Annotated in this window: 9 protein-coding genes; all 9 read right to left on the reverse strand. The window is 63.7% G+C overall.

Going from position 1 to position 6,119, the window contains the following annotated elements; translation table 11 throughout:
• A partial coding sequence (locus K5Q19_RS20500; protein WP_292949081.1) for an uL22 family ribosomal protein occupies window positions 1–167 on the reverse strand: 167 nt, incomplete at its 3' end.
• Window positions 167–445 (reverse strand): 30S ribosomal protein S19, encoded by a 279-nt coding sequence (rpsS, locus tag K5Q19_RS20505; RefSeq protein ID WP_054121074.1) that lies wholly within the window; start codon window positions 443–445, stop codon window positions 167–169. The genes rpsS and K5Q19_RS20500, both read right to left, overlap by 1 nt.
• Window positions 446–451: 6 nt before the next feature.
• Window positions 452–1,288, reverse strand: coding sequence for a 50S ribosomal protein L2 (rplB, locus tag K5Q19_RS20510; protein WP_292949062.1), 837 nt, complete (start codon window positions 1,286–1,288; stop codon window positions 452–454).
• A gap of 12 nt (window positions 1,289–1,300) precedes the next feature.
• Window positions 1,301–1,606 carry a 50S ribosomal protein L23 gene (locus K5Q19_RS20515; RefSeq protein WP_292949065.1) on the reverse strand — a complete coding sequence of 102 codons (306 nt, stop codon included), beginning with the start codon at window positions 1,604–1,606 and terminating at the stop codon, window positions 1,301–1,303.
• Entirely contained in the window at window positions 1,599–2,228 is a 630-nt protein-coding gene (gene rplD, locus K5Q19_RS20520) for a 50S ribosomal protein L4 (RefSeq protein WP_292949068.1), read from the reverse strand. Before rplD ends, K5Q19_RS20515 begins: the two co-directional genes overlap by 8 nt.
• Before the next feature lie 3 nt (window positions 2,229–2,231).
• On the reverse strand, window positions 2,232–2,993 hold the full coding sequence (rplC, locus tag K5Q19_RS20525; RefSeq protein ID WP_292949071.1) for a 50S ribosomal protein L3: 762 nt from the start codon (window positions 2,991–2,993) through the stop codon (window positions 2,232–2,234).
• Window positions 2,994–3,228: 235 nt separating this feature from the next.
• Window positions 3,229–3,540: a 30S ribosomal protein S10 gene (rpsJ, locus tag K5Q19_RS20530; protein ID WP_028639306.1), complete on the reverse strand. Its 312-nt coding sequence runs from the start codon at window positions 3,538–3,540 to the stop codon at window positions 3,229–3,231.
• 152 nt (window positions 3,541–3,692) lie between these two features.
• Window positions 3,693–4,883: an elongation factor Tu gene (tuf, locus tag K5Q19_RS20535; protein ID WP_292949075.1), complete on the reverse strand. Its 1,191-nt coding sequence runs from the start codon at window positions 4,881–4,883 to the stop codon at window positions 3,693–3,695.
• 150 nt (window positions 4,884–5,033) lie between these two features.
• Window positions 5,034–6,119: EF-Tu/IF-2/RF-3 family GTPase (locus K5Q19_RS20540; protein ID WP_292949078.1), on the reverse strand; the 1,086-nt coding region annotated here is incomplete at its 5' end.

The raw sequence follows: 6,119 nt of genomic DNA on the forward strand, positions 1-6,119 counted from the left end.
GCCATCGCCTTCTTCGAGAAGGCGAGGATGTTCATCGCGTCTTCGGCGCGCTTGCCGCGGATCAGGCCGGCAACGAGGTTCAGCTTCTGGGCCGAGCCGCGGATCTGCGTGCCGACCGAGAGCGCTTCGTTGTCTGCAACGCGGCGCGGGGACTTGGGCTTACCCATTAGCGCTTGCCCTTCTTGTCAGCGGCGTGGCCCGGGAACGTGCGCGTCGGCGCGAATTCACCAAGCTTGTGGCCGACCATCTCTTCGTTGACCGAGACGGGGATGAACTTGTGCCCGTTGTAGACGTTGAACGTCAGACCAACGAACTGCGGCAGAATGGTCGATCGACGCGACCAGGTCTTGATCGGACCTGCACGCGAACCGGCATCCTGAGCCACTTCGGCCTTCTTCAGGAGGTGCAGGTCGACGAAGGGTCCCTTCCAGACGGAACGTGCCATGGGGTGTTACCTCTTCTTCTTCGCGTGACGCGAACGGATGATCATCTTGTCCGTCTGCTTGTTGTGACGGGTACGGGCGCCCTTGGTCGGCTTGCCCCACGGCGTGACCGGATGACGGCCACCCGAGGTGCGGCCTTCACCACCACCGTGCGGGTGATCGACCGGGTTCTTGGCGACACCGCGGGTAAGCGGGCGACGACCGAGCCAGCGGCCGCGACCGGCCTTGGCAAGGTTCTGGTTCGAGTTGTCGGGGTTCGAAACCGCGCCAACCGTGCCCATGCAATCGCCGCGCAGGTAGCGCTGCTCGCCCGAGTTGAGGCGGACGATGACCATGCCGCGGTCACGACCGACGAGCTGGACATAGGTGCCGGCCGAACGGGCGATCTGGCCACCCTTGCCCGGCTTCATCTCCACGTTGTGGATGATCGTGCCGACCGGCATCTGGCTGAGCAGCATCGCGTTGCCCGGCTTCACGTCAGTCTTCTCGCCGGCGACGACCTGATCACCGACCGCAAGGCGCTGCGGCGCGAGGATGTAGGTCTGCTCGCCGTCCTCGTACTTGACGAGTGCGATGAACGCGGTGCGGTTGGGATCGTACTCCAGACGCTCGACGGTCGCGGGCATGTCCCACTTGCGGCGCTTGAAGTCGATGAACCGGTAGCGCTGCTTGTGGCCGCCCGCGATACCGCGGCTGGTCACGTGGCCCTTGTTGTTGCGGCCGCCGGTCTTGCTCTTGCCCTCGGTCAGCGCCTTGACGGGCTTGCCCTTCCACAGCGACGACTTGTCGACGAGGATCAGGCCGCGCCGGGCGGGGCTGGTCGGGTTGTAGTTCTTGAGTGCCATGGTCTATGCGCCTCAGATACCGCTGGTGACGTCGATCGACTGGCCTGTAGCCAGCGTCACGACAGCCTTCTTGAAGTCCGAACGCTTGTAGGGCTTGCCCTTCCAGCGCTTGGTCTTGCCGTCCTGGTTCAAGGTGTTCACCTTGGTGACCTTGACGCCGAACAGGGCCTCGACCGCAGCCTTGATCTGCGGCTTGGTGGCCTTGTCGGCGACCTTGAACACAACGGCGTTGTGCTCGCTGAGCAGCGTCGACTTCTCGGTGATGTGGGGAGCCACGATCACGTCGTAGTGACGCGTGTCGATTGCGTCCTTAGCCATTGAAACGCGCCTCCAGCTTTTCGACCGCAGCGCGCGTCAGCACCAGCGTATCATGCTTCAGGATGTCGTAGACGTTCGCGCCGACCGCCGGGAGCACGTTGACCCCGATGATGTTGCGCGCGGCGCGGGCGAAGTTGTCGTTCACCGCTTCGCCGTCGATTACGAGGACCTTCTTGCCGAAGCCCGCCTTGGCGAGCGTGGCGGCCAGTGTGGCGGTCTTGCCGTCGGTGTCGAGCGTGTCGACCACCACGAGACCACGGCCTTCGGACTGGGCCTTGGTCGAGAGCGCCATCTTCAGACCCAGCGCGCGGATCTTCTTGTTGAGCGAGGGATCGAAATCACGGACGCGGGGGCCATGGGCCTTGCCGCCGCCGATGAAGATCGGAGCCGCACGATCGCCGTGACGGGCGCCACCGCCACCCTTCTGGTTGCCGAGCTTCTTGCCGGTACGCGCCACATCCGAACGCTCACGCGCTCCGCGGGCGGTGCCACGGCGCTTCTCGAGCTGCCAGGTGACGACGCGGTGGAGGATGTCGGCGCGGGGCGCCACACCGAACACGGCATCCGAGAGCTCGGCTTCGCCGGCTGCGGTGCCATCGAGATTGAGGACCTGAACCTTCACGACTTAGCCCTCCTGACCATCGACGGTGGTCTCGACCGCAGCGGTATCTTCCGCCGGCGTGTCGGCCGCAGCCGTGTCATTGCTGTTGGCAGCCTGCTTGAGGCCGGCCGGATACGGCGCTTCAGCGTGACGATCGATCTTGACCGCGTCGCGGACGAGCAGCCAGCCGTTCTTCGACCCGGGCACCGAGCCCTTGACGAAGATCAGGCCACGCTCGTCGTCGGTGCGGACGATCTCGAGGTTCTGCTGGGTGCGCTGACGGTCGCCCATGTGGCCGGCCATCTTCTTGTTCTTGAACACGCGGCCCGGATCCTGGCGGTTGCCGGTCGAACCATGGGCGCGGTGGGTGATCGAAACACCGTGGGTGGCGCGCATACCGCCGAAACCCCAGCGCTTCATCGCGCCGGCAAAGCCCTTGCCCTGCGTGTGACCGGTGATGTCGACATACTGGCCGGGCACGAAGTGCGAAGCGGCGATGGTCGAGCCGACTTCGAGCAGCGCGTCTTCGGCGACGCGGAACTCGGCGACTTCCATCTTCAGTTCGACTTCAGCCTTGGCGAAGTGCTCGCGCTGCGGCTTTGCGACATTCTTCTGCTTGGCCTGACCCGCGCCGAGCTGAACCGCGACATAACCGTCGCGTTCTTCGGTGCGGACCGAGACCACCTGGCAATTTTCAAGCGCCAGGACGGTAACCGGCACGTGCCGTCCGTCGTCCTGGAAAAGCCGGGTCATCCCGACCTTCTTCGCGATCACGCCGGTGCGCATGACCATACTCCTTACAGAGGCCTTGCGAGGACCATCCCCGCGAGGCGTGTTCAGCCCGTATGTGAAGCGCGCCCCGTCCGGGCTGAGTGCTTCTGCCCGGAGGGCGGAAGCGAACGGGGGACGCTTGCCCGGCTAAGTGCTCCCGTTGGAGAGCGGCGCCGGAGGTATCCCATTGTCCGAGAGGCTCAGGCCTCCAAAACTCTGGTGCTTCTGCCTGGGGCAGGAGCGAAACTTGTTACGCGAGCTTGATCTCGACGTTGACGCCAGCGGCGAGGTCGAGCTTCATCAGCGCGTCCACGGTAGCGGCGTTGGGCTGCACGATATCGAGCAGCCGCTTGTAGGTGCGAACCTCGAACTGCTCGCGCGACTTCTTGTCGACGTGCGGACCGCGGTTGACGCAGAACTTCTCGATGCGCGTCGGAAGCGGAATGGGGCCCCGGATCAGCGCGCCGGTGCGGCGAGCGGTGTCTGCGATCTCACCAGTGGCCTGATCGAGCACGCGGTGATCGAAGGCTTTGAGGCGAATGCGGATATTCTGGGCGTCCATGTCCGTTTACCGATGCGAAAGAGCTAAAACAAAAAGACCAGCCGCTCCGCCCTCTCACCCTGCCCCACATGAAGCGAGGAGAAAGCGGGCCGCTGATCCATAAAAACCGGCCGGCGGGAAGAGCGAATCTCCCCGCCGGAGCGCGGCCTATATTACTTCGTGATCTTGCTGACAACCCCCGAACCGACGGTGCGGCCACCTTCGCGGATCGCGAAGCGCAGACCTTCGTCCATCGCGATCGGCGCGATGAGACGGACCGACAGGGTCAGGTTATCGCCGGGCATGACCATTTCGGTGCCTTCGGGAAGGATCACTTCGCCGGTCACGTCGGTGGTGCGGAAGTAGAACTGCGGGCGGTAGTTGGCGAAGAACGGCGTGTGACGGCCACCTTCGTCCTTCGACAGCACGTAGACCTCGGCCGAGAACTCGGTGTGCGGGGTCACCGAACCGGGCTTGGCGAGAACCTGGCCGCGCTCGACTTCTTCACGCTTGATGCCGCGAACCAGCGCGCCGATGTTGTCGCCGGCTTCACCCTGATCGAGCAGCTTGCGGAACATTTCAACGCCGGTGACGACGGTCTTGGTGGTGTTCTTGAGGCCGACGATCTCGACTTCTTCACCAACCTTGACGATGCCGGTCTCGACACGGCCGGTCACGACGGTGCCGCGACCCGAGATCGAGAACACGTCTTCGACGGGCATCAGGAACGGCTTGTCGGTCGGACGCGGGGGCTGCGGGATGTAGCTGTCGACAGCGGCCATGAGCTCGTTGATCGAGTTCTTGCCGATGGCGTCGTCGCGGCCTTCGAGCGCGGCGAGAGCCGAACCCTTGACGATCGGAATATCGTCGCCCGGGAAGTCGTACGACGAGAGCAGCTCGCGCACTTCCAGCTCGACGAGCTCGAGGATTTCCTCGTCGTCAACCTGGTCGACCTTGTTCATGTACACGACGAGCGCCGGCACGCCGACCTGACGGGCGAGCAGGATGTGCTCGCGGGTCTGCGGCATCGGGCCGTCAGCCGCGTTCACGACCAGGATCGCACCGTCCATCTGGGCGGCACCGGTGATCATGTTCTTCACGTAGTCGGCGTGACCCGGGCAGTCGACGTGCGCGTAGTGGCGGTTGGCGGTCTCGTACTCGACGTGCGCGGTCGAGATGGTGATGCCGCGCTCGCGCTCTTCCGGAGCCTTGTCGATGTTCGCGTAGTCGGTGAACGTCGCGCCGCCGGTCTCGGCGAGGACCTTGGTGATCGCCGCCGTCAGGGTGGTCTTGCCATGGTCGACGTGACCGATGGTGCCGATGTTGCAGTGCGGCTTGGTCCGCTCAAACTTAGCCTTGGCCATTGCTCAAACCTTCTTCTCTAAAAATTGCAGATACTGCGGGTCGGGGACGGCGACCGCTGAATCAGGCGCCGCCCCTAGATTGATCCGCTTGCTTATGCAAGCCTGCCATCACCCGTAAATTCGCCCGAGGGACGAATTGCCGGGAATGGATTACGCCATCTTCGCCTTGATCTCGGTCGCGACGTTGGCCGGGACCTCGTCGTAGTGATCGAAGAACATCGAGTAGTTCGCACGGCCCTGCGTGAACGAGCGCAGCTGGTTCACGTAGCCGAACATGTTAGCCAGCGGGACCATGGCGACAACCGCCTGGGCATTGCCCCGGCTGTCGGTGCCCTGGATCTGGCCGCGCCTCGAGTTGATGTCGCCGATCACGTCGCCGAGGTATTCCTCCGGCGTGATCACCTCGACCTTCATGATCGGCTCGAGCAGCTTGATCCCCGACTTCTGGGCCACTTCGCGCATCGCGCCGCGGGCACAGATTTCGAAGGCCAGCGCCGACGAGTCAACGTCGTGGTAGGCGCCGTCATAGAGCAGGACTTCGAAGTCGATGATCGGGAAGCCGATCAGCGAGCCGGTTTCAGCCGTTTCGCGGAAGCCCTTTTCAATGGCGGGGATGTATTCCTTCGGAATGTTGCCGCCCTTGATCTCGTCCTTGAACACGAAGCCCGAACCGCGCTCGCCCGGCGTGACCTTGACCTTCACGCGGCCGAACTGACCGGTACCACCCGACTGCTTCTTGTGGGTGTAGTCGATGTCCACCGGCTTGCCGAGGTATTCGCGGTAAGCCACCTGCGGCGCACCGACGTTCGCCTCGACCTTGAACTCGCGCTTCATGCGGTCGACCAGGATTTCGAGGTGAAGTTCGCCCATGCCCTTGATGATGGTCTGGCCGGATTCGTGATCGGTCGAGACACGGAAGCTGGGATCCTCGGCCGAGAGACGGTTGAGCGCGATGCCCATCTTCTCCTGGTCGGCCTTGGTCTTCGGCTCCACCGAAAGCTCGATCACCGGCTCGGGGAATTCCATCCGCTCGAGAATGATCGGCTGCTTCTCCGAGCACAGCGTATCGCCGGTGGTGGTCTCCTTGAGACCCGCCAGCGCGACGATGTCGCCGGCGTAGGCCACATCGATGTCCTCGCGGTTGTTGGAGTGCATCAGCAGCATGCGGCCGACCTTCTCCTTCTTGTTCTTCACCGAGTTCAGGTAGCTGCCCTTGGTCAGCGTGCCCGAATAGAT

Origin of the sequence: Novosphingobium sp., from assembly GCF_019748365.1 — a bacterium.
In the GTDB taxonomy this organism is placed as follows: Bacteria; Pseudomonadota; Alphaproteobacteria; order Sphingomonadales; family Sphingomonadaceae; genus Novosphingobium.

Excerpts from the sequence above, each read along its gene's own strand:
- rpsJ (WP_028639306.1), bottom strand. The coding sequence starts at position 3,540 with ATGGACGCCCAGAATATCCGCATTCGCCTCAAAGCCTTCGATCACCGC.
- tuf (WP_292949075.1), bottom strand. The coding sequence starts at position 4,883 with ATGGCCAAGGCTAAGTTTGAGCGGACCAAGCCGCACTGCAACATCGGC.
- rpsS (WP_054121074.1), bottom strand. The coding sequence starts at position 445 with ATGGCACGTTCCGTCTGGAAGGGACCCTTCGTCGACCTGCACCTCCTG.
- rplC (WP_292949071.1), bottom strand. The coding sequence starts at position 2,993 with ATGCGCACCGGCGTGATCGCGAAGAAGGTCGGGATGACCCGGCTTTTC.
- K5Q19_RS20515 (WP_292949065.1), bottom strand. The coding sequence starts at position 1,606 with ATGGCTAAGGACGCAATCGACACGCGTCACTACGACGTGATCGTGGCT.
- rplB (WP_292949062.1), bottom strand. The coding sequence starts at position 1,288 with ATGGCACTCAAGAACTACAACCCGACCAGCCCCGCCCGGCGCGGCCTG.